We start from the raw sequence: 24,761 nt of genomic DNA, 5'->3' as shown, positions 1-24,761 counted from the left end.
ACCTTTAATTTGTATTTTTGTATAAAGTTCAAATTTTACTGACTTAAAAAATGCTAAATTGAATACAGAAAAACCAAATAACATAACCTCTTTGTTGTACAAAACCTTTTCTCCAAGAAATCTTAGGGCAAATATCAATAATTTGAGTTATCTGCCTAGGTGGATTATCATTACCATTGATGTAATGGTTCTGTTTTTTTCTTTTTCATTTACTTATTTGCTTTTTGACGGAACTGCAATAGGATACATCATAACGTCCCATGATTTTTATTTTGTAGCAAGTTTAATAATAGTTAATATATTTTTCTTTTGGCTTTTTAGAACCTATTCAGGAATTATCAGACACTCTTCGTATATAGATGCAATAAAACTGCTTTTTTCACAAATGTCAGTTTTGGTTTTCTTCTTATTTATAAATTTAATTTTTGAATTGTATACAGGTCATAAAGCTTTTTTAAATACTGCGCTTTTTATCAATTTAGTTTTATCATTTTGTGGACTGTTTCTATATCGTGTAGTTGTAAAGCAGACATTTGAAATGTATTTTTCTGAAAAAGCGACGACTAAGCTTGTTAGAACAGTTATTTATGGTACTGATGCAAATGCAATTTCTGTTGCAAATGCTTTAAAATTTGAAACACCTTCACGATTTAAAATTGTTGGATTTGTAGATAAGAATAATCAGAATGCATCTAAGCGTATGCTGGATCTTCCGATTTTAATCTTAAGAAAAAAGCTTCCGGCTTTAATGCGATCCGTTGCAGCGGAAGGAGTGATTATTGCTGATAAAAGCTTGACAAAAGATGAACAGCTTATTATTGTAGATCAATGTTTAGAGTTTAACTATAGAGTATATACGGTTCCTTTGATTTCAGATTGGGAAAATCAAAAAGAGATTTCTCAAAAAGTAAAGAATATTCAGATCGAAGATTTATTAGAAAGAAAACCTATAGTTCTAGATAGTAAATCAATTTCTAAACAATTAAAAGATAAAACAATTTTAATTACTGGAGCTGCTGGTTCAATTGGAAGCGAGATTGTAAGACAGGTCTTGAATTTTGGACCAAAAAATGTTATAGTTCTAGATCATGCTGAGACACCATTGCATAATTTGTGTTTAGAAACTCAAACAATGAGTTTTAACACTAAGATTGTAGCCGTAATTGCAGATGTCAGAAGTAAAAAAGCATTAGAAAAAGTCTTTAAAAATTACAATCCACATGTTGTTTTCCATGCTGCTGCATATAAACATGTGCCTTTGATGGAAGAAAATCCTGCTCAGGCAATTCAAACCAACATAAAAGGAACCAAAAACTTAGCTGATTTAGCTTGTAAATATCAGGTAAAGAAATTTGTAATGGTTTCTACAGATAAAGCTGTTAATCCAAGTAATGTAATGGGGGCTAGTAAACGTATTGCTGAGAAATATGTTCAATCCTTATTCTTGAAAAACCAACAAGAAAATGTTGAAGGGGGTACAAAATTCATTACAACTCGTTTTGGAAATGTTTTAGGTTCAAATGGTTCTGTTGTGCCATTGTTTACCAAGCAAATTGCCGAGGGTGGACCAGTAACTATTACTCATCAAGATATTATTCGTTATTTCATGACAATTCCAGAGGCTTGCCAACTTGTATTAGAGGCAGGAGCTATGGGGAATGGTGGTGAAATATATATTTTTGACATGGGTAAACCAGTTAGAATTATTGATTTAGCCAGAAAAATGATTAAGTTAGCAGGTTTTATACCTGATAAAGAAATTAAAATTAAAATTGTTGGTTTAAGACCGGGGGAAAAGCTTTACGAAGAATTGTTAAACGATACCTCTAAAACTCTCCCAACATATCATAATAAGATTATGATTGCTCAAGAAATTCAAGACGAATATGAAAATCTTCATAATGATGTTGATGAATTAATCGGTATCGCTGATTTTTATGAAAATGATGATATCGTTGCCAAGATGAAAAAAATTGTTCCAGAATTTAAAAGTATGAATTCTACTTTTGAAGTTTTAGATAAATAAGAATAAATAAAATATTAAGTCAGATAATCAAAAGGTGTTTTTTTTAAAACACCTTTTGACATTTTTAAACAAATTCTAAAATGTTAAAAATCTTGTTAATTTTAAGGCAAGATTTTTTAGTTCTTTTAAATGGATTCTAAAAACACAAATGACTGGCTGTTTGAAATAACACCCAAGAATAAATTTTTCTCTCTGAATTTTAAAGAAATTTGGCAGTATAGAGATTTATTGATGCTTTTTGTAAAAAGAGACATAATTACAGTTTATAAGCAAACGGTTTTGGGGCCACTCTGGTATCTAATTCAACCCTTATTTACTTCTATAACCTTTACAATAATATTTAATAATGTTGCTGGAATTAAGACTGGGACAATTCCACCATTTTTATTTAATTTGGCAGGAATCATGGTTTGGAATTATTTTACAGCTTGTTTAAATGGAACTTCAGATACATTTAAATCTAACGCATCTATATTTGGCAAAGTATATTTCCCAAGAATTATTACACCTCTATCTATAGTAATCTCAAATTTGGTCAAATTCGGAATTCAATTTTGCATATTTATAGTCTTTTATATAATCTTTTTTTTGCGGGGTGCTGATCTAAGCTTAAATATATCATTATTGCTTTTTCCTATTTTAATTGTATTCATGGGAATTTTGGGATTGGGATTGGGAATGATAATTTCCTCAATGGTGACAAAATATAGAGATTTGAATAATTTAGTCGCATTTGGAGTTCAATTACTAATGTATGTGTCGGCGGTAATGTACCCAATGGAATTAATAAAAGAAAAACTTCCGAAATTTGGATGGATAGTGCAGTATAATCCTTTAGCATATATAATAGAAACTTCTCGTTATATGCTTTTAAATATTGGTAGTATTTCAATTTTTGGTCTATTATATACAGTAGTAGTTACATTGGTTGTTTTCTTTGCTGGATTATTGGTTTTTAATAAAACAGAGAAAAGCTTTATAGATACCGTATAGATGAAAGATATAATATTAAAAGCCGAAAATATTTCAAAACAATATCGTTTAGGAGAAGTTGGCACAGGAACTTTAAGTCACGATTTAAATAGATGGTGGCATATAATTAGAGGAAAAGAAGATCCATATTTAAAGATTGGGGACACAAATGATCGTTCAAAAAAAGGAACTTCAGATTATGTTTGGGCCTTACAAGATATTAATTTTGAAGTTGAAAGAGGTGAAGTTTTAGGTATTATCGGGAAAAATGGTGCAGGAAAATCTACACTTTTAAAAATACTTTCTAAAGTAACAGCTCCTACAACAGGAAGTATAAAATCTCGAGGCCGTATTGCTTCATTATTAGAGGTAGGGACAGGCTTTAATGGAGAAATGACTGGACGAGAAAATATATTTCTAAACGGAGCCATTTTAGGAATGACCAAAAAAGAAATTACATCAAAACTAGATGAAATTATTGAATTTTCAGGTTGCGAACGTTATATAGATACTCCTGTAAAAAGATATAGCTCTGGAATGACAGTTCGTTTGGCATTTGCCGTTGCCGCTTTTCTTGAACCTGAAATTTTAGTTATTGATGAAGTTCTTGCTGTTGGTGATGCTGAATTTCAGAAAAAGGCTATTGGTAAAATGCAAGATATTTCTAAAGGTGAGGGAAGAACAGTTCTTTTTGTAAGCCATAATATGGCGGCGGTGAAAAGTTTATGTACAAAAGGAATTGTTTTGGAGCATGGAAAAGTTGTTTTTGAAGGAAGCATTGATAATTGCATGCAAAAGTATCTTGAAAATGAGAATTCAACTGCTCATCGTATTTGGGAGAAATCAAACGGCAATATTCCTAAAGGCGATTTTATAGAATTAATCGAGGTAAAAGTTCTGAATAAAGAAGAAGAAATTAAAGTAAACCATAATATTTTTGAAGATATAACTATTGAGTTTACTTATGAAATTTTGAAAGAAGGAGAGTTATTTACTCACGGATTTAATTTATTCAATGCAGAAAATATTCACATATTAAGTTCACACGATAAAGAGTCACAGACATTAATTATGCCGCATTCGAAAGGAATACATAAAAAATCAGTTGTTATTCCTGGTAATTTTTTGGCAGAGGGGAATTATTTGTGCAGTTTCGCAATAATGAGATATAATCCGTTTTGTGTAGAGTTTCATGAATTAGAAGTAGTTGGTTTTAATGTCGTTGACGAAATTAGTGGTAAAACTGTGAGAGGAAATTATTCAGGTAAATTCCCTGGTGTTGTTCGTCCATTATTAAATTGGAAATAAAGAGATTAAATGAAAAAGTGGACAGGAGAAAGATTAGAAACTTTTATACAAACAAGAGACTCAATCGAGCATTTGCATAGGTATGCTATTGTAAGTGATTACATAACAGGTAAAGTGGTTTTAGATATAGCTTGTGGAGAAGGCTATGGAAGTAATTTAATGGCTAAAAATGCTTCATTTGTTTATGGAGTTGATATAGATGTTGATACAATTGATAAGGCAAAATCAAAATATCAAAAAGAAAATTTAGAATTTAGAATTGGTAGAGCAGATAAGATACCTCTTGAGAGCAATAGCATTGATGTGGTTGTAAGCTTTGAAACCTTGGAACACCATGATAAACATCAGGAAATGATGGTTGAGGTAAAAAGAGTTTTAAGAAAGGATGGATTATTGATTATTTCGACTCCTGACAAATTACATTATTCAGATGGTAGAAATTTTAAAAATGAATTCCATGTAAAGGAGTTGTATAAAGAAGACTTTAAGAAATTGATAATGACGTATTTTGATAAAATGCAAGTGCTAACTCAAGTATACTGCGGAGGAATGTCTATTATTCAAGATGAAACTGATCAAGATGATATGAGAATATTTTCTGGGAATTTCTTAACAATTAAAAACGAATTTATCAATCCTTTATATCTTATTATAATAGCTTCTGATACAAATTTTATAGAATATAAAAGATCTTTTTTTAATGGAGAAAAGATACAGGAAATAGGTGTAGTGGCTAAGGTTAAAAACAGTAACTCATATAAGCTAGGACATTTTATATTAATTCCATTTAAAGCTTTAAAAAGAAGATTAAGATAAATGTCAGCTATATATTCCATTTTAGAAGCTATTTTTTTTGAGGAAATATTTCTTATTAATCCAATTAGCAAATTTCATTTTATCTTTTTTTAGGTTCTTTCTTTTAATTTATCCTTTTTATAATTATTTTAATATGATCAATTACTGTTTTTTGAAAGAGCATTTACAACTATATAAAAAATCAAAGTAATTAGAAATTTAAAGTATACATTATAAATGATGCCTTTCAATACCTATTGATAGATAGAAAAGAATAACCGTTAATTTGCTTTTGTTCAATTGTATTTATGCTGATTCTTAATCTATACTCATTAAAATAGAATTTTCGATGTTAGGAAATTTAATAAGATAAATTTAGACTGAAAATGCAATGAGATGAGATTGTTGTCAAATCATTAGAAGATTTAAAACGATATGCAGATCTGGCATCCGTAGATTAAAATTCAAAAAATAACTTTGATATCTAAACGTCGAATTAATTATAAAACACCGGTCCATATAATGAAAATTCTCTTCATTTCAATGCCTTGCATTTACACTATTCGATGGATAGAAAATTTAAAAGATACATCTTACGATTTATATTGGTTCGATGTTTTGGAACGAGGAAAGCTAGATACTTTGGGTTCCGTTTATCAATTTACCAATTGGGGGTAAAGAAAAGTTGCTCATGTAAGAGGCGAATATTTTTTAAGTAAAAAATGCCTTTTGTTTATGAAAAAATAAGCCCATTTTTGAGAGTAACTGCAAATGAGGCCTTGGATGAGATAATAAAAGAAATTTGTCCTGAAGTTATTCACAGTTTTGAATTGCAAAGCTGTTCTTAGCCTATCTTAAAAACGATGAAAAAATATCCTAATATAAAATGGATAAATTAATGTTGGGGAAATGATATACATTATTACCAAAAATTTCCTCATCATTTAAAAAAAATAAAACAGGTTTTAAATCGTATTGATTTTTTACATACTGATTGTGAGAGAGATTATGTTTTGGCAAAGCAGTTGGGATTTAAGGGTAAATATACAGGATTAATACCTGGAGGTACTGGATATAAATTGGAAGAGTTATGCCTTTATAAACAGCCAATAGCAGAAAGAAAAATAATACTTGTTAAAGGATATGAGCAGGGTTTTGGTCGAGGTTTATATTGTATTAAGGCATTGCATTCGATCGAACATATTACTCAAAACTATGAAGTAATAGTTTTTGGAGCCCACAAAAAAGTTATTGATTATATTAAAAACAACCAGCTTAATTTTAAATTTTTTGAAAGACATGGGCTTTCTCATGAAGAAGTGATGCATCTAATGGGGAAAGCAATAGTATATATTAGAAATAGTATTTCTGATGGGATGCCAAATGCACTTCTGGAAGCCTTAGTAATGGGGGCATTCCCTATACAATCTAACCCTAGCGGTGTAACTGAAGAAATTATTGAAGATGGAGTTAATGGGTTTTTAATTCAAAATCCAGAAAATGTACAAGAGATTAAAAGTCATTTAGAAAGATCCCTGAGTAATATAGCGCGAATCCAAAAAGCAGAGAAGTTAAATGCAATTATTGCTAAAGAACAGCTAGATTATACTTTTAATCAGGCTAAAGTAATTAATATATATAATAATTTATTTTAAAGGTTATCGAGAATTATACAAATTATAAATTAAGTTTTCTCGTAGAGACATTGTAAACATGATGATGTATGTAAATTGGCGTCACAAGAAATATTTTGATTTATCTAAATCGAGTAATACATTTTGCATCAAAAAAAAGGAAATTTAAATTAACACACTGTACTAATCAATTCATTTTAATGTCAAATAATTTAGTTTCGATAATAGTTCCTACATATAACCGTGCAGATTTAATTGGTGAAACTTTAAATAGTTTAATTCAACAAACTCATTCGAACTGGGAATGTATTATAGTCGATGATGGTTCCTTAGATCAGACAGTAAACGTAGTTAAAGAATTTGTAAAGAAAGATTCTCGATTCTCGCTTTATTGTTTAGAACATAAAGGCGTGAGTTTTGCTCGGAACTATGCTTTAAGTAAAATTTCAGGAGAGTTTATTCAATTTTTGGATTCTGATGATTTATTACATGAAAATAAACTTGCAAAATCATTGGAAATAATAACTACCGATCAAGAATTGAATAATAAAATGGTTATTTCCAATTTTATGATGTTTCGTAGTAATTTACAAAATATTGAGGTTCCTTTTTGCAAACTTTCTTTGTCAAAATTTACTTTTAAAAAAGTTCTTTACGATTGGGATTTTGATTTTAATATACCAATTCATTGCGGTTTTTTTCATAAAAGTATTTTTAAAGATTTCAAATTTTCAGCAGAACTGGGAGCAAAAGAAGATTGGATTATGTGGTTGAAAATTTTCAAAAATAATCCAGAAGTTGTTTTTTTAGATCTCCCTTTGGCATATTACAGATATCACGAAAAAAATATGACCAAAGATTTTATACATATGAAAAGTAATTTCTTTTATTCTTTTCCAATTCTAAAAGCATTATTGACAGAAAATGATTTTGAGAAATTTTTAATTTTTTTAATTGAGAAATATTATCAGCAGTCAAGAGAAAGAGGAATTGAAGTAAAGAAATATAAAAATTCTGGGTCATATAGATTAGGAAATAAGGCTAGAAAAATTCTAATCAATTTACATTTGCTTTCATTTGCAAATTGGATACTTAAAAAGTTTAAAAAGTGATAGCTATAGTAATACCGTATTATAAACCTGAGTTTTTTGATAAGACTTTAGAATCCTTAAAAAAACAAATTGATAAAAGATTTAAGGTTTACATAGGAAATGATTCAAGTCCAGAAAATCCAGTCTTATTATTAGAAAAATATAAAAACGACTTTAGTTTTAAATATCATCATTTTGAGCAGAATTTAGGTGGGATTTCATTGGTAAAACAATGGGAGAGATGTTTAAATTTAGTAGAAAACGAAGAATGGATCATGATTCTCGGAGATGACGATGTTCTTAATGAAAATGTGGTAGCCTCTTTTTATAGAAATTTAGAAGATATAAACAAGAACGAAATAAATGTAGTTCGTTTTGCGACGACAGTTATAAATGAAAAAGAAGAGACTATTTCCCAAAAATATAAGCATCCAGTTTTAGAATCTGGACAGGACTTTTTGACTAGAAAATTTTCAAAAAGAACAAGGAGCTCGTTAAGTGAATATGTTTTTAAAAGAAATAGAATAGAAAATATAAAATTTAAGGATTTGCCTTTGGCTTGGCATTCGGATGATTTGGCGGTTTTAGAATTCTCTATTCCAAATTTTATTTATTCAATCAATGAAGCTCAAGTATTAGTCCGAGTTTCAAATTTAAGTATCACTGGCGACTCTAGTTCAAAAAATCAAAAGAACTGGGCAACTTTCGAATTTTGCGAAATTTTGTTCAAGGATCATACTTTACTTTTTACAAAACTTCAAAAGAAAGTAATTTTAAAAAAACTCGAAGTTGCTTTTTTAAACATTCCGTCTTTTAAAACGTATCAAAAAATAACAAGCTATTATTTTGAACAAATCGGGTTTTGGTCTGCAATAAACTTTCAGTTGCTTTTAATAAAATATCGTATAATTTTGATCTTGCGAAAACTTAAGATTTTTAATGGCATTTATGCGATATATGCCAAATTACTAAATAAATGAAAAACTTTTTTTTAGTTATTCCAACAAGAGACAGACTATCTTATTTGTCTAATTTACTTATTGACTTAAATGCATTCGAAAAACATATTTCTCAAGTTGTTATTGTAGATCAAAGTCAACAGGATATAGAGGCAGATGTAAATGAATTACCGCTGAATTATAAATTTACTTTTGTAAAGAACGCACGAGAAAATTCAGTAAATCATTCTAGAAATCAGGCTTTAAAGTTTTATGAAGAAGAAGAATGGTTATTTTTTCTAGATGATGATTTAAGAATTTCAAGTGTTGCATTTGAGCAAATTGTTGAAACATTAAAACCTAATATTATTGATGTTCTAATACCTGGAATTCAATTTGAGGGAATGGAAACTACAGAATTTAAATATCATACAATTTTAGATACAATCTCTAAACCTAGTAATTTTTCAAAGCCTCGATTTAGACTTCAAGTCTGTTCAGGTTTAAATGTTGTAAAAAGAGAAATTTTTAAGGAAGCAGGTTTTTTATTTGATGAAAATTTTACAATTTGGGGGGATGATTGGGATTATGGAATGCGCTTACTGCAAGCGGGGGCAAATATTTATTTTCAGCCTAAAATTTTAGTTGAACATTTGTCAGCTTCAGTTGGAGGGCAAAGAGATAAATGGACATTGTTAAATACGAAATTAGAAAAAGAGACATTATATTTTTATTTTTTAAAAAAACATTTTTCCAAAACTGTAGTCAAACAACAATTTTTTGTAAAGTTTATTCAGGCTATTAAACGTCTTTTTTCTGCAGGAGAATTATCAAACATTAGAATTTTACTGAAAGCTCATAAAGCCGCATTAAAAATGCCAATTTTGTAATCAGATTGATGCTATAAAATAACTAAATTTAGGCGTAAGATAGATTTAAAAGTAGAAATATCCCTGAAGTTCTGGATTATTGTAACGGAGAAAATTCGTTGAGAAATCTAATTTATAGAAAAGTTATGTAATGATATAAAATCATTTTAGAATGTAATGAAACGGATCATGACAAACATTTATATTTGATGAAAAACGAGAGCGATGAAATGAATAGAATGATTGAAAAGCAAAGAAAAAACTTAATTTAACTTTATGGACACTTTTTTGAAAACAGCTGATAAAAAAAATGAATCAAATTTGCCATTTATTATTGCCGAAATTGGTCAGGCACATGATGGTAGTCTTGGGGTTTTGTATTCATATATTGATGCTCTAGCCCAAACTGGTGTCGATGCTGTGAAGTTTCAAATGCATATTGCCGAAGCTGAAAGCAGTATACATGAACCTTTTCGTGTAAAGTTTTCATTGGAGGACAAAACAAGATTTGATTATTGGAAACGAATGGGATTTTCTTTAGAGCAATGGAAAGCTATAAAAAAGCATTGCGATGAGGTAGGTTTAAGATTTATTTGCTCTCCGTTTAGCAATTTGGCAGTTGATTGGCTAGAAGAATTAGGAGTAGAACAATATAAAATAGGTTCTGGAGAAGTTAATAATTTTTTAATTTTAGAAAAAATAGCTCGAACTGGAAAGCCAGTGATTTTGTCATCAGGAATGAGTTCTTACGAGGAATTAAATAAAACAGTTGAATTTTTAAAAGAAAGAAATGTTGAATTCTCTATTTTGCAATGTACAACAGCTTATCCGACACAGCCAGAGCAGTATGGTTTAAACGTTATTCAAGAGTTAAAAGATCGTTATAATGTTAAAGTAGGGTTTTCTGATCATTCTGCAAAGATCGAAACTTGCATAGCAGCAACAGCTTTAGGTGCTGATATTTTAGAATTTCATGTGGTATTTGATAGACAAATGTTTGGGCCAGATTCAAAATCTTCATTGACCATTTTAGAAACCAAAGAGCTTGTAAAAGCGGTTAGAAATATAAAAACTTCGTTATCCAGTCCAGTAAATAAAAATAACAATGAAGCGTTTTCTTCACTAAAGCAAATTTTCGAAAAATCATTGGCAATTAATAAAGATTTATCAAAAAATCATGTTCTGACTTTCGATGACTTAGAATCTAAAAAACCAAAAGATTTTGGAATTGACGCGTTTCGATTTCATGAGATTATTGGAAAGACTTTAAACAAAGATTTGAAAAAGTGGGATTTTTTAAATGAGACAGATTTGATATAAATCTAGTTTCGACAGTTTAAAAAGAAAGTTAAAATTAATCTTTTTTCAGCATGTTTTTTTTTGACTACTTTTAGCCCAAGTTTAATATAATTAAAATGCCAAAAAGAAAAATAGCTGTAGTCATAACAGCTCGTCCTTCATATAGTCGAGTAAAGACGGTATTATCAGCCATTCAGGAACATCAAGATTTAGAATTGCAATTAATTATTGCTGCTTCTGCATTATTGGATCGTTATGGTTCAGCTGTAAATTATATTGAAAAAGATGGTTTTCATATTGCTGCAAAGGTTTTTAATGTATTAGAAGGAGAAAATCTAACTGCAGCTGCAAAAACTACTGGAATTGGTATTCTTGAATTATCTACTGTTTTTGATAATTTGAAACCAGATATTGTGGTAACTGTTGCAGATAGGTTCGAGACAATGGCAACCGCTATTGCCGCTTCATATATGAATATTCCTTTGGCGCATATTCAAGGTGGAGAAGTAACTGGTAATATTGATGAAAAGGTTCGTCATGCAATTACAAAGTTGGCAGATTACCATTTTGTTGCCTCAGAAAATGCAAAAGAAAGAGTAATAAAACTAGGGGAAGATTCTAAAATGGTTTTCAATACAGGATGTCCTTCTATCGATTTGGCATTAGAAATATTAGAGACTGAAAAACTTCCTTTTGACCCTTATCAAAAATATGGAGGTGTAGGAACAAAACCAGATTTATCTAAAGGTTATCTGGTTGTAATGCAGCATCCGGTTACAACAGAATATCAAGACTCAAGAAAACATATCGAAGTTACACTTGAAGCAATCTATAAATTAAATAAGCCAACACTTTGGTTTTGGCCAAATGTAGATGCTGGAGCAGATGGAACTTCTACGGGAATACGTGCTTTTAGAGAGCAACATTTATTACCAAATGTTCATTTTTTCAAGAACATGGAAGGCAAAGATTTTCTGCAATTGTTGAAACATAGCGATTGTTTAATTGGAAATTCAAGTGTAGGTATACGTGAATGTGCTTTTCTGGGTGTTCCAGTCGTTAACATCGGTTCGCGCCAGAATAGAAGAGATCGAGGAGGAAATAGCATAGATACAGATTATTCAGAAGAAGAAATTGGTTTGGCAATTAATAAAATGATGAAAAAAGGAAAAGTTGATTCATCTTCTATTTATGGTGATGGAAAAGCGGGAGTAAAAATAGCTAAATTGTTGACAGAAGTGCCTTTACAATTTCATAAAACAATTGTTTATTAATATGAAAGTACTGGCTATAGTTCCTGCCCGTGGTGGTTCCAAAGGAGTACCAGGTAAGAATATTAAAGATTTGGGAGGAAAGCCTTTAATATCGCATGCAATAGAATGTGCTTTAGAGTCTAATTTGGTATCTAAAATTGTTGTATCAACGGATGATGATGATATTGCTGCGGTAGCCAATCGGTACGATATAGACGTTTTAAAAAGACCAGATTATTTGGCAGATGATAAGAGCAATGTTGTTGATACTGTTGAGCTTGTCATTGAACAATGTCAGGAAGATTTTGATATTGTTATTCTATTGCAACCAACATCGCCATTGCGTACATATTATGACCTAAATAATATTATCAATCTATTAGCTGAGAAAACCGAAATAGATGGCGTGATTAGTGTCGTGCCAATGAACGATATTAATCCGGCAAGAATGTATAATTTAATGGATGATAATAAATTGATTCCGTTAGATCATAGTGGTGAGACTTCAAGAAGACAGGACATAAAACCTGTATATTATAGAAATGGATGTTTTTATGCTGTAAGAGTTAAAGCTTTTTTGGACCAAAAAACGTTTATGGTCCAAAAAAAAATGGCCTATATAATGAACCCCGACTGGTTGGTGAACATTGATACAATGAGAGATTTTAAATTAGCAACACTTTTATATGACGATTGGCAAAAAGAAGTTATTAATAACTGAATCTAATAATTTTAGTGAAAATGCTTTGACCACTTTGAACGATTTTTTTCAGTTAAAACAGGGAAGAATAGAGAGTCGAGATGAGTTGAAGATAGAAATTGCTGATATAGATATAATTTTTGTCAGATTAGGATTTGTAATTGATAAAGAAATTATTGAAAAAGCACCCAATTTAAAATTCATTTTAACTGCTACAACTGGTCTAGACCATATAGATGTAACTTATTTTGAAAGCATTGGCGGGAAAGTTATTTCACTTAGAAACGAAGTAGATTTTCTTAAAAGTATTCCTTCTACTGCAGAGCATACGTGGGCATTATTGTTAGCATTGCTAAAAAAAATCCCAAGTTCATTTGATCACGTAAAAAAGGGCGAATGGAATAGGAATTTATACATTAATACGAATCTTAAATGTAAAAAAATCGGTATTTTAGGTTTAGGCAGAGTAGGGATGCAAGTAGCAAATTTTGCAAAAACCTTTGATATGGAGGTTGGTTTTTTTGATGTAAAAGATATTGAAAGTCAGTTTAATAAATTCAAAACTTCGCAAGAATTGTTTGCTTGGGCAGACATAATTAGTATACATATTCCTTACACTGAGACAAATAAAAATTTTGTTAATAAAGAATTGCTTTCATATTTGAAAAGTAATTCGGTACTTATTAATACTTCGAGAGGTGGCATTTGGGATGAGGAAGAAGTCGCTTTTTTAATTGAAAAAGGCATCATTAGTGGTGTTGCGACAGACGTTTTGAAGAATGAATTAAATTTAAAATCTATTTCATCAAATCCATTAGTGCTTCTGGCAAATCAAGATTTTAATGTGATTATTACTCCTCACGTTGCCGGAGCATCTAAAGAATCTATGGAAATGACAGAAGAATTCATTGTGCAAAAATTTTTAGATCAGATCTAAAAGTAGGATATTATATAATTAATTAAAAAAATAAGAATGTGTGGGATTGCAGGGATTGTAGGAGATTATAAAGAGCATCAACTAGATGCAATGCTTATAAGTCAGCATCATCGCGGTCCAGATACTACGAAAAAATATAATGACGATTGCTTTGCAACCTTAGGGCATAACCGTTTGGCAATTATTGATTTATCTTCACAATCCAATCAGCCATTCATAGATAATTCAGGACGATATGTTTTGGTATTTAATGGAGAAATTTACAACTATATTGAAATTAGAGAGACTCTAAAAAATCAGTATAAATTTAAGACAGAGTCTGATACTGAGGTCTTGTTAGCAGCATTTATTATTTACGGAGAATCTTGTTTGGAAAAATTCAACGGGATGTTTGCCTTTGCTATTTGGGATAATCAAGAAAAGAAGCTTTTTGCTGCACGAGATCGATTTGGAGTGAAACCTTTTTATTATAGTGTATTGAATAATTCTTTATTTTTTTCTTCAGAAATAAAAGCACTGCATGCTGCTGAAATTCCCAAAAAACCTAATGAAAAAGTTTGGGCTTCTTATTTTGCTTTTGGCTCTTACGGAATGCCAAATGAAACTTTTTGGGAGGATATCATACAACTACCAGGAGGTCATTTTTTGAAATATGAAAACCAGAATATAACTATAAAAAAATGGTACTTTTTTGAAGAAGAAGTTGCTAAACAGCAAAAAAAAACAACTTTAAAAGAAGCTAAGGAATATTACATATCCCTTTTAAAGGATAGTATTAATTTACGTTTTAGGTCAGATGTTTCGGTTGGTTTTAATGTGAGTGGCGGATTGGACAGTTCTGTTTTATTAGCTTTGGTTAATCTTCAAGAGAATAATTCCAGAATTAATGCCTATACTTTTTACACAAATAATTCTGATTATGATGAATTATCCTGGGTTGAAAAAATGATTGCAATTACTAATAATCCATTAGCAGAAGTATTGCTTCAGGCAAATGAAATTCCTGCTTTTACAAAAAAAATGGCTTTGCAACAAGACGAACCATTTGGAGGGATTCCAACCTTAGCCTATGCTAAAATTTTCGAAAAAGCTAGAAAAGATGGCGTTTTAGTTCTTTTGGATGGACAAGGAATGGATGAACAATGGGCTGGATATGATTATTATACTCAAAAAAATGATGCCACAATTCAAGGAGTTGAGAATTCGCCATATAAAATAAAAATGCTTTCAGATTCTTTTTTGTCTAAAGCTGAAAAACCTTTATACCCTAAGATTTTCGATGATGAGATTTTAAATAAGCAATATCGAGATTTATTTTATACTAAAATTCCTCGAGCATTACGATTTAACGATCGTGTTTCAATGATGTATTCTACTGAACTGCGAGAACCTTTTCTAGATCATCGATTGGTTGAATTTGCTTTTTCTTTGCCTTTGGAGTTTAAAATTAAAGATGGGGTTTCTAAATATATTTTAAGAGAAATTGCTTCAGAATTTCTTAGCAACGATGTAGCTTTTGCACCTAAAAGACCTTTACAGACCCCACAGCGTGAGTGGTTGGCAGACGATCTAAAAGAATGGGTTAATGGATGTTTAAAGACTATCGAAAATTCCTGTTTTTCGGAGTGGTTCGTAAAAGCTGAATTAGAAAAAGAATTTGATTTTTACTTTAGTGGTAATATTCAATCCAGTTTTCATATTTGGCAATTTATAAGTTTGTGCCAAATGGAATTGTCTATTCCAATAAGTAATTAAAATTGTAATATGATATCAATAGTTATTAGAAATAAAAACGAGGGTCGAGCCCTTGAAAATACGTTGTCAATCTTAACCAAATTGTATTCAAATGACTTTGAAGAAATAATAATTGTTGATAATAATTCTACAGATAACAGTATTGAAGTTGCAAAAAAATATAATTGCAAAATAATAACCATCGATAATTTTAGTTATGGGCGAGCAATAAATTTTGGTGTTGAAAAAGCCGCTTGCAAGTATATTTTATTATTAAGTTCTCACTCAATTCCTGTTGGTAATAATTTCTTTAAGAATACATTGTTAGCATTGGGCAAATCTGATAATATTGCAGGAGTTAGATATATTAATAGTATTGAAAATTACAATAGAGCCATTCAAAATAATTTTAAAATTCAGAATCCTATAAATTGTGGTTTGCTAGCAAGCTGCTGCATTATTAATAAAGAAATATGGAAAGAAAATAAATTTGATGAAACTCTATTAGCAGTAGAAGATAAAGAATGGTCAGTTAGAGTAATGGAGAAAGGATATGATATTATAGATTTAAACGAAACCTTTTTTTACTTTATTAATAGAGATACCAATGCAAGTTTAAAAAAATATAGAATTGAGACAATCGCTTCATCTCGATTGACAAATAAAAAAGCTCCTTCACTAGCTCGTATATTTGGATCATTTTTTAAAAAAATTATTTTTTTTAATACAATCAATTATTTTAAAACCATTGGATACGCAGTTAAGGTTTTGAGAACTAATTTAGAAATTAGAAAGGGAATAAAAAGTAATGATTAAAACCAACAAGATTTCCAATTTAAAAAGATTGAATTTTAAGAATAAAAGTATTGTATTACTTTATTTGATTAAAACCGCTTTAAAAATAAAGCCGACACAAAATGAAAGGAATGTCTATTTCTACTACAATAATTTGATAAATTCAGACGGTTATTTTCATAAAGAAACAAAAAATGAATATGTGTCAAAATTTACGCATAGTTATTATAAATGTATAAAAACTAGAAAAAAACCAAAATCAAGTGATTTCGATGTTTTTAGAATGATTTATGTTTCTAAAGAATACCTCCCTGTAATTGAAGCTTACCAAGAAAATTTCAGCAATGATAAAGAGTATGTTATAAATATTATTGATGCAGGAAGTAATATAGGTTTGACAGCATTGTTTTTTATAGACCATTTCAAGAAAGCAAATATGATTTGTATTGAACCTGAAATGGAGAATTTTAAAGTGTTAGAATTTAATCTGTTGAATGCAAATGGAAATTCTATTAATAAAATTAATGGAGCAATTTGGAGTTCAAATACAAACTTAAAAATCGTAAATGATTTTGGCGATAGGTTAGATTGGTCTTTCAGAGTTGAGGAAACCGATGATTTAAATTGCGTTCAGGCATTTTCAATTAATCAACTAATTCATGATTATAAGTTTAATTATATTGATATATTGAAAATTGATATTGAAGGTTCAGAAAAAGAAATTTTTGATCCATCAAAATCAAACCTAGATTTTTTAAAATTAACAAAATGTCTTGTAATTGAAATTCATGATTTTTTTGATTGTAGAGAAGCGATCTATAAAATTCTTGATGATTATGACTTTTCTTATTTCAACAAAGGTGAATTGACAATTTGCATCAATCAAAAATTATTAAAAGAGTTAATAAAATAAATTTTTAAGAATATAATGTCTAAGAATAAAATATTTATATTATTGCCAGATGGAATTGGCTTACGTAATTTCGCCTATTCTGGTTTTTATAATCATGCAAGTGAGCAAGGACTTGATGTGGTTTTCTGGAATAATACTCCCTTTCCTGTAGCGGATTTGGGATTTAGTGAAATTCCAATGAAAAATGCCAAAATAAATCCTTGGACAGACATCTATAAAAATGTAAAGATTCAAACGGAAATAAAATTAAATATTAAGAAAACGAAAGATAATGTGTATAATTCCTATCGTTTTCCTTTTTCTTATTCTACTATTAAAAAGACGGCAAAAAGCCTATTGGTTCAAACTTTGAGCCTTTTTTATTTTTCAGATAATGGATTGCTCAAAATTCGAAAAAAGATGAATAAGGCAGAAAGAAAAACTGCCTATTATCAAGATTGTATTGAAACACTCAAAAAAGAAAAACCCGAGTTTGTTTTCTGTACTAATCAGCGTCCTGTTCTAGCAATTGCCCCAATTTTAGCAGCTCAGGATTTAGGGATTCCAACAGCAACATTTATTTTTTCTTGGGATAATTTACCTAAGGCTACTATGGTAATAGAAACTGATTATTATTTTGTATGGAGTGATTTTATGAAAAAAGAATTACTTTTTTATTATCCAAATATTAAAGAAGGACAGGTTTTTGTTACTGGAACTCCACAATTTGAATCTCATTTTGATAAAAGTAAAATACTTTCTAAAGAAGTGTTTTTTGAACAGTATGGCTTAGATATAAATAAAAAATACATCTGTTATTCAGGTGACGATGTGACTACATGCCCAGATGATCCGAAATATTTGGAGGATGTTGCCATTGCGGTAAGAGAGTTGAATAAAAAAGGAGATTCACTGGGAATTATTTTCCGTCGTTGTCCTGTCGATTTTTCGGGTCGTTTTGACAAAGTGATTGACAATTATAAAGATGTTATTAAAGCGATTAATCCTCTTTGGGAAAAGATTAAAGAAGAATGGAATACAATATTGCCAACTCAGGAAGATGTTCATTTGCAAATGAATACAATTGCACATACAGAGTTAGTGGTTAATCTAGGCTCTTCAATGATTTTTGATTATGCGTCTTTTAAAAAACCATGTGTATATCTTAATTATGATGTGACAAATAAGATAGATAAGAATTGGTCTGTTAGTAAGATTTACAATTTTGTTCATTTTCGTTCGATGCCAAATAAAAAGACCGTTATTTGGTTGAACAATGCAAAGGAAATAGAAGATAAAATTAAGTTAGGATTGCAGGAATCTTTTGAAACAGTTGAAAACGCGAAAAATTGGTTTGAAATTATTAATCAACATCCGCCAGAAGATTCTTCGAAAAGAATATGCAAGACAATTCAAACCATTCTTGCAAGTTAGGTCTATTCTATTATAAAATTAAATTAATCTAATGTTTTTTAACTCTTTGGCTTTTGCCGTATTTCTACCAATCGTTTTTTTCTTGTATTGGTTTGTCTTCAATAAAACTAAAAGCACGCAAAATGCTTTGTTAATTGTTGCCAGTTATTATTTTTATTCTTGCTGGGATTGGCGATTTCTATTTTTATTGGTTTTTTCTACATTTTTAGATTATTTCACTGGAATACAAATTGAAAAAAGTAATTCAGATAATAAACGAAAATTCTGGTTCTGGCTTAGCATTTTAGTGAATCTAGGATTTTTAGGGATTTTTAAATACTATAATTTCTTTGCAACTTCATTTGCAGAAATGTTTTCTTCTTTTGGCTTTAAGGTAAGTCCAATGTTATTGAATGTTATTCTTCCTGTTGGAATTTCATTTTACACTTTTCATGGCTTATCTTATGTGATTGATATTTATTATAAAAGAATTAAAGCAGAATACAATTTTATAGATTATTCCTTATTTGTGAGCTACTTTCCACTTTTAGTTGCTGGACCAATTGAAAGGGCAACACATTTATTGCCGGAGTTAAAAGAAAAACGTGAATTTAATATTGAAAAAGCAAAAGAAGGAGTCTATCAAATCGTTTGGGGATTGGTAAAAAAAGTTGTGATTGCAGATACTTGTGCCGTTTATGCAAATGCAATTTTTGACCATTATCACTCAATGAACTCTCTTTCACTGATTTTAGGAGCAGTTTATTTTGCATTTCAGATTTATGGAGATTTTTCGGGATATTCAGATATTGCGCTTGGGGTTTCCAAATTATTTGGTCTAGATTTGTTGAGAAACTTCAACTATCCTTATTTTTCGAGGGACATAGCAGAGTTTTGGCGTCGCTGGCATATCTCGTTGTCATCTTGGTTTAGAGATTATTTATACATTCCGTTAGGAGGAAGTAAAGGAGGACTAATGATGAAAATTAGAAATACTTTCATCATTTTTATTGTAAGTGGTTTTTGGCATGGTGCCAATTGGACCTACATTGTTTGGGGATTTATAAATGCCGTTTATTTTCTTCCTTTATTATTGTCCAATAGTAATAGAAATAACATGGATTCTATTATTTTAAAATGGAATTGGGATTCTGTTAGGGTGCTATTTAGTATTTTAACAACGTTCTTATTGACTTGCGTAGCTTGGGTATTTTTCAGAGCGCGTACAATCACCGATGCTCTTTTATATTTAAAAAGAATATTTACCAGCGGAGAATTTAATTCGCAGTATTTAGATAACGAAAGATATAATTATGAACTGTTATTGATGATTGGCTTATTTGTATTGGTTGAATGGAATAATAAAACCAAAGTTGAACCAATTTCAGGAAAAAGAAGCATGCTAAAAATGGCACTGGCTATTATGGCTATTATTGCTTTTGGGACTTATTCAGATTACAAAGAATTTATTTATTTCCAATTTTAATGAAGAAGTTTTTATTATACATCTTAGGGATTTTTCTTTTAACAGTTTTGATAGCAGTTATTCTAGATGGTTCGTATACTTACGCTTTTATGCAGTCTAGAAACCGTGGAAAAATCGAGACAGTTTTTAATTCTACAGCAAAAAAGTATGACGTAGTTATTTTAGGTTCTTCTAGAGCTAACAATCATTTTGTATCGCAAATGTTTGAGGATAAAGGCTTAAAAACGTTTAATTACGGAATGAGTGGCGGCCATTTGTTTGAAGCTTCACTGCTATTAAAATTAATGATTGAAAGAAAATACGAAATCAAAAATGTAATCCTTGAGGCAGATTTGAATCTTTCAAACGATCAAGAATCCGAAGGAGTTGCAGCTAAGTTTTTGCCGTATATTCATTGTTCAAAAGTTGTAAAAGACCATTTTTCTACTGAAGAAAATTTTAAGGAGTTGTATTACATTCCTTTTTATAGATACATAAAGTTTGATTCGAAAATAGGTTTTCGAGAAGTTGATAAAATAATTGCAGGAGAAAAAACAAATGCATTGGATAACTTGGGATTTTATCCTTTGAAAAAACATAAAAATGGCAATATGAAAAATAACATTGTCAATTTAAATCCACTGCCACACAATAAATATTACGAAGAAATTAAAGACATATGCAAAAAGAATAACATCAATTTTATTGCTGTTATGACGCCAATGTGTGAGAATGTTGTGGGAATGAATTATTTTGATAAAGTAAAAAAGGCATATCCAGAAATTCATAATTATGAAAATACAGTTATTGAAAATAAATACTTTTCTTCTTGCGGGCATATGACAAACGATGGCGCGAGATTATTTACGGCTAGAATTATTAAAGATTTTTTTAATAAGTAATTATGCATATTGCGTTTCTAACCCCAGAATACTCTCATCGTGATATTTTGCAATCTGCAGGAATAGGCTCGAGTATTAAAAACCTGGCAACCTCTTTGTATGAGCATGGAAATGCGATAACAATTTTTATTTATGATCAGCCTGTACAAGAAATAATACATGATAATGGAATTATAATTCATCGTATAAAAAAGAAAAGTTATAAAATTTTGGGATGGTATTTACATCGAAAACACATTGAAAAATATTGTAATCAAATAATACGGCAAGAGAATATTACAATAATTGAAGCGCCAGACTGGACAGGAATTACGGCTTTCATGCATTTTAAAATCCCTTTAATAATTAGATTTCATGGGAGTGATGCTTATTTTTGTCATTTAGAAAACAGAAAACAAAAACTAAAAAATTTCTGGTTTGAAAAACTAGCAATAAATCAAGCAGATGCATTTATTGCGCCAACATCATTCGCAGGAGAAGTTTCAAAAAAACTTTTTAAGATAAAGAAAAAAGAAATCTTAACAATTCATAATGGTCTAGATCTTGAAAAATTTGAAAATAATTCTCCAGAAAAGTTCGCAAAAAATACAATTCTTTACATAGGAACTTTAATTAGAAAAAAAGGAGTTTTAGAACTGCCAGGAATTTTTAATAAAGTCCGTAATGATTTTTCGGATGCCAAATTGATTTTAATAGGAGGCGATACATCAGATTTGAAAACCAAATCCAAATCGACTTGGGAGTTAATGAAAACGTTATTTGACGTAGATGATTTGAAAAATGTAAATTATCTAGGTAAGATTCCATATAGTGAAATCCAAAATTATATAAAGAAAGCTAATGTCTGTGTTTTTCCAACCTATGCAGAAACTTTCGGAATGGTAACAACAGAAGCTATGGCGATGCAAAAAGCTGTCGTGAATAGTAATATAGGTTGGGCTCAAGAGTTGATTATTGATGGAGAAAGTGGCTATCTGGTTTATCCTTCAAATCATGATGAATATGCTGATAGAATTCGTAATATTTTTAAAAGTAATGATTTTAGTTTGAAAATTGGAAAAAATGCCAGACAAAGAGTTGAGAATAAGTTTGATATTAACAAACTTGCAAAAGAAAATATAGCATTTTATTTAAAAGTAATAAACTCAAAATCAATTTAATGCCAGTAATAGTTTATCATCAAAACAATAAAGTTGTTGAAGTTGACTTTGATGGAAATAGTATTCTATTTTCCCAAAAAAGTATAGCAGACAATTTATTTCAGATTGCTGAGCAATATCCTGAATGCCTTATTATTTGGTGTCATTTAGATTTAAAATCAAATTTAAATTGTACCAAACTTGCCGAAATTTTTCACCATAAAAAAATAATGGCATCTTATAATTTGTCGTCAAATTCTTTTTTTTCAGAAGCGATTGGATATTCAGATCTATCTCTATTTTTAAATATTAAAAAAGGAGTTAGTTATCCAACTTGGATGATGAGTAGCCATGTTGGCGGAATTCACGCAGAGGTTTTAAATACTTTAAATAATGAAATTTTTAAAGATTCAAACTTTGATTATTTTTTACATTCAATAGCAAAATTGGCTATGCCATTAGGGTTGTATTGTTACTCTGAACCTAGTTTACTTGAAAAAACGGATGTAATATTTCCAAAATTCAAAGATGATAATTTTCTTTTATTTCGATTTATTAAGCAACATTATAAAGTAAGTTGGATATTTTTGTTATTTATCAATTTATTCCTTTATGAAAGAAATTTTGCTTTTTTGCCTCTCTTTTTCTCGCTATTCTACCGTAAACGATATTTAAAAGATGACTTACTGCAAGTTATAGAAAACCAGTCGCAAAAAAAAATAATAGTAGAGGGGACTCTAGATGTCATAATTCCGACAATTGGGCGTAAAAAATACTTGTACGATTTCTTAAAAGATTTAGCGTTGCAAACGTATTTGCCAAAAAATGTAATAGTAGTAGAGCAAAACCCTTCTGTTGGTTCTGTTTCAGAGCTTGATTTTATTGAAAGTGATAACTGGCCATTTTACATACAGCATATTTTTACGCATAAAACAGGAGCGTGTAATGCGAGAAATTTAGCTCTTGAAAAAATAGAAAGTGAATGGGTATTTATGGCGGATGATGATATCCGAATTGAAAAGAATTTTTTAGAAGATGCTTTTAAAGTGATAAAAAAAGATGGAGCAGAACAAATAACATTTGGATGTTATGCACCTGATTACTCTGAAAATAAAAAAATCAAATTTAGAATTCAATCGAGTAATTTTGGCTCTGGTTGTAGTATTGTAAAATCAAAAAATATAGAATCTGTATCTTATAACACAAGTTTTGAATTTGGTTATGGTGAAGATAGTGATTATGGAGTCCAACTTAGAAACCAAGGTTCTGATGTTATATTTTCTCCCAAACCAGAAATAACCCATCTAAAAGCGCCAATTGGAGGTTTTAGAGAAAAACATATTTTAGCTTGGACCAATGATTTAATTCAGCCAAAACCATCTCCGACAGTGATGTTGTATAATCTTTTAAATGTAACCAAACAACAATTAAAAGGTTATAAAACGACTCTGTTTTTTAAATTCTACCGTGTTCAAAAAATTAAAAATCCTATTAGATATTATAACAATTACAGCATTCAATGGGATAGGAGTTTATATTGGGCGAACAAATTAAACAGCAAAAAATGAGAATTTCGTTAATAATCTGCACTTATATGAGGGCTAAGCCTTTGCAGAGACTGCTTGAGTCGGTTAAAACCCAAGAAAATTATCCAAATGAAATTTTAATTATTGACGGATCTATTAATGATGAGACTAGATTACTTTTGCAGCAATATGAATATGATAATTTAAAATATTTCAAAGTATTAGATCAAGACAGAGGTTTAACTAAACAGCGGAATTTCGGAATTTTAAAAATAGATCCAGAATCTGAAATTGTTTGTTTTTTGGATGATGATACTGTATTAACACCTTCATATTTTAAAGAAATTTGTAATTCATTTAAAAATAATGCTGATGTTGTTGGTGTTGGAGGAATTGCAATTAATGAAAATAAATGGAAGCCTCAAGAGAAGAACAGAAATTACAATAAAAAGAAGTTTTATTTGTTTGAAGGATATTTTTATAAAGAAGGTTTAAGAAACGTTGCAAGAAATTTTCTTGGTTTAGCCTCGAACTTAGGACCAGGCAGAATGCCGCTTTATTCGCATGGAAGAACTTGTGGCTTTCCTTTGACAGGTAAAACTTATGAAGTGGATTTGCTGATTGGAATGTCTATGTCTTTTAAAAAGCACATACTTGATAAAATTAAATTCTCAAAATTTTTTGAAGGATATGGTTTGTATGAAGATGCTGATTTTAGTTTAAGAGTTTTACAATTTGGCAAAAATGTGATTAATACAAATATCAAGTTGTACCATTATCATGACCCATCAGGGAGACCAAATCGATACAAGTATGGGAAAATGGTAGTTAAAAATGGCTGGTATGTTTGGAGAATTAAAAATCCAAATCCAAAATTCATTGATCGCTTTAAATGGAATGCTATTACTATTGTATTGGCTTTAATTCGGTTTGTTAATGTCTTGACTGAGAAAAATAAGAAAGTTCCATTGACAGAAGCAATTGGAAGAATGGTAGGCTATTTCAGTTTGATCTTTGCTAAACCTGCTTTGCCAACTTCTGATAATTAGAAAATAGAGAATCCTAACGATTGT

General features: G+C 29.8%; 22 protein-coding genes. All 22 read left to right on the top strand.

Annotated elements, in window-relative coordinates:
• The first annotated feature begins 58 nt into the window (after positions 1-58).
• The 22 genes from AC5ZCW_RS12180 to AC5ZCW_RS12075 all read left to right on the top strand — a co-directional run bounded on the left by AC5ZCW_RS12180 (position 59) and on the right by AC5ZCW_RS12075 (position 24,737).
• Positions 59-2,026 (top strand): polysaccharide biosynthesis protein, encoded by a 1,968-nt coding sequence (locus tag AC5ZCW_RS12180; protein ID WP_343544845.1) that lies wholly within the window; start codon positions 59-61, stop codon positions 2,024-2,026.
• 129 nt (positions 2,027-2,155) lie between these two features.
• Positions 2,156-3,019, top strand: coding sequence for an ABC transporter permease (locus AC5ZCW_RS12175; protein WP_496120081.1), 864 nt, complete (start codon positions 2,156-2,158; stop codon positions 3,017-3,019).
• Positions 3,020-4,306 carry an ABC transporter ATP-binding protein gene (locus tag AC5ZCW_RS12170; protein WP_343544847.1) on the top strand — a complete coding sequence of 429 codons (1,287 nt, stop codon included), beginning with the start codon at positions 3,020-3,022 and terminating at the stop codon, positions 4,304-4,306.
• Between the two features lie 9 nt (positions 4,307-4,315).
• Positions 4,316-5,122, top strand: a complete 807-nt coding sequence (locus AC5ZCW_RS12165) for a class I SAM-dependent methyltransferase (RefSeq protein ID WP_343544848.1) — start codon at positions 4,316-4,318, stop codon at positions 5,120-5,122.
• 501 nt (positions 5,123-5,623) lie between these two features.
• Complete coding sequence (locus AC5ZCW_RS12160; protein ID WP_343544849.1) at positions 5,624-5,779, top strand: hypothetical protein; 156 nt, start codon at positions 5,624-5,626, stop codon at positions 5,777-5,779.
• A gap of 335 nt (positions 5,780-6,114) precedes the next feature.
• Positions 6,115-6,756 carry a glycosyltransferase gene (locus tag AC5ZCW_RS12155; RefSeq protein ID WP_343544850.1) on the top strand — a complete coding sequence of 214 codons (642 nt, stop codon included), beginning with the start codon at positions 6,115-6,117 and terminating at the stop codon, positions 6,754-6,756.
• A gap of 179 nt (positions 6,757-6,935) precedes the next feature.
• On the top strand, positions 6,936-7,847 hold the full coding sequence (locus AC5ZCW_RS12150) for a glycosyltransferase family 2 protein (protein WP_343544851.1): 912 nt from the start codon (positions 6,936-6,938) through the stop codon (positions 7,845-7,847).
• On the top strand, positions 7,844-8,806 hold the full coding sequence (locus AC5ZCW_RS12145; protein WP_496120077.1) for a glycosyltransferase family 2 protein: 963 nt from the start codon (positions 7,844-7,846) through the stop codon (positions 8,804-8,806). The genes AC5ZCW_RS12150 and AC5ZCW_RS12145 overlap by 4 nt, the downstream gene beginning before the upstream one ends.
• Complete coding sequence (locus AC5ZCW_RS12140) at positions 8,803-9,654, top strand: glycosyltransferase family 2 protein (RefSeq protein WP_496120075.1); 852 nt, start codon at positions 8,803-8,805, stop codon at positions 9,652-9,654. Before AC5ZCW_RS12145 ends, AC5ZCW_RS12140 begins: the two co-directional genes overlap by 4 nt.
• 255 nt (positions 9,655-9,909) lie before the next feature.
• On the top strand, positions 9,910-10,953 hold the full coding sequence (locus tag AC5ZCW_RS12135) for an N-acetylneuraminate synthase family protein (RefSeq protein WP_496120073.1): 1,044 nt from the start codon (positions 9,910-9,912) through the stop codon (positions 10,951-10,953).
• Positions 10,954-11,048: 95 nt separating this feature from the next.
• Positions 11,049-12,206, top strand: coding sequence for a UDP-N-acetylglucosamine 2-epimerase (gene neuC / locus AC5ZCW_RS12130; protein ID WP_496120071.1), 1,158 nt, complete (start codon positions 11,049-11,051; stop codon positions 12,204-12,206).
• A gap of 1 nt (position 12,207) precedes the next feature.
• On the top strand, positions 12,208-12,906 hold the full coding sequence (locus AC5ZCW_RS12125; protein ID WP_496120070.1) for an acylneuraminate cytidylyltransferase family protein: 699 nt from the start codon (positions 12,208-12,210) through the stop codon (positions 12,904-12,906).
• Entirely contained in the window at positions 12,872-13,822 is a 951-nt protein-coding gene (locus AC5ZCW_RS12120; RefSeq protein ID WP_496120068.1) for an NAD(P)-dependent oxidoreductase, read from the top strand. Before AC5ZCW_RS12125 ends, AC5ZCW_RS12120 begins: the two co-directional genes overlap by 35 nt.
• 36 nt (positions 13,823-13,858) lie before the next feature.
• Positions 13,859-15,577, top strand: a complete 1,719-nt coding sequence (gene asnB / locus AC5ZCW_RS12115) for an asparagine synthase (glutamine-hydrolyzing) (RefSeq protein ID WP_496120066.1) — start codon at positions 13,859-13,861, stop codon at positions 15,575-15,577.
• Between the two features lie 9 nt (positions 15,578-15,586).
• A complete protein-coding gene (locus tag AC5ZCW_RS12110; RefSeq protein WP_496120064.1) occupies positions 15,587-16,372 on the top strand; it encodes a glycosyltransferase family 2 protein in 786 nt (261 codons plus the stop codon).
• The gene (locus AC5ZCW_RS12105; protein ID WP_496120062.1) at positions 16,365-17,264 is read left to right on the top strand and encodes an FkbM family methyltransferase; all 900 of its coding nucleotides are present in this window, start codon (positions 16,365-16,367) and stop codon (positions 17,262-17,264) included. Before AC5ZCW_RS12110 ends, AC5ZCW_RS12105 begins: the two co-directional genes overlap by 8 nt.
• 15 nt (positions 17,265-17,279) lie before the next feature.
• Entirely contained in the window at positions 17,280-18,677 is a 1,398-nt protein-coding gene (locus AC5ZCW_RS12100) for a UDP-glycosyltransferase (RefSeq protein WP_496120061.1), read from the top strand.
• Between the two features lie 31 nt (positions 18,678-18,708).
• Entirely contained in the window at positions 18,709-20,142 is a 1,434-nt protein-coding gene (locus AC5ZCW_RS12095) for an MBOAT family O-acyltransferase (protein WP_496120059.1), read from the top strand.
• Positions 20,142-21,023 carry a hypothetical protein gene (locus tag AC5ZCW_RS12090; RefSeq protein WP_343544862.1) on the top strand — a complete coding sequence of 294 codons (882 nt, stop codon included), beginning with the start codon at positions 20,142-20,144 and terminating at the stop codon, positions 21,021-21,023. The genes AC5ZCW_RS12095 and AC5ZCW_RS12090 overlap by 1 nt, the downstream gene beginning before the upstream one ends.
• A gap of 2 nt (positions 21,024-21,025) precedes the next feature.
• A complete protein-coding gene (locus AC5ZCW_RS12085) occupies positions 21,026-22,183 on the top strand; it encodes a glycosyltransferase family 4 protein (protein WP_496120057.1) in 1,158 nt (385 codons plus the stop codon).
• Entirely contained in the window at positions 22,183-23,730 is a 1,548-nt protein-coding gene (locus tag AC5ZCW_RS12080) for a glycosyltransferase family 2 protein (protein ID WP_496120055.1), read from the top strand. Before AC5ZCW_RS12085 ends, AC5ZCW_RS12080 begins: the two co-directional genes overlap by 1 nt.
• Entirely contained in the window at positions 23,727-24,737 is a 1,011-nt protein-coding gene (locus AC5ZCW_RS12075; protein ID WP_496120053.1) for a glycosyltransferase family 2 protein, read from the top strand. The genes AC5ZCW_RS12080 and AC5ZCW_RS12075 overlap by 4 nt, the downstream gene beginning before the upstream one ends.
• The last annotated feature ends 24 nt before the right edge of the window (positions 24,738-24,761 follow it).

This window comes from Flavobacterium sp. PLA-DH12, from assembly GCF_059511845.1.
This window is presented reverse-complemented; position numbering and strand designations above follow the sequence as displayed.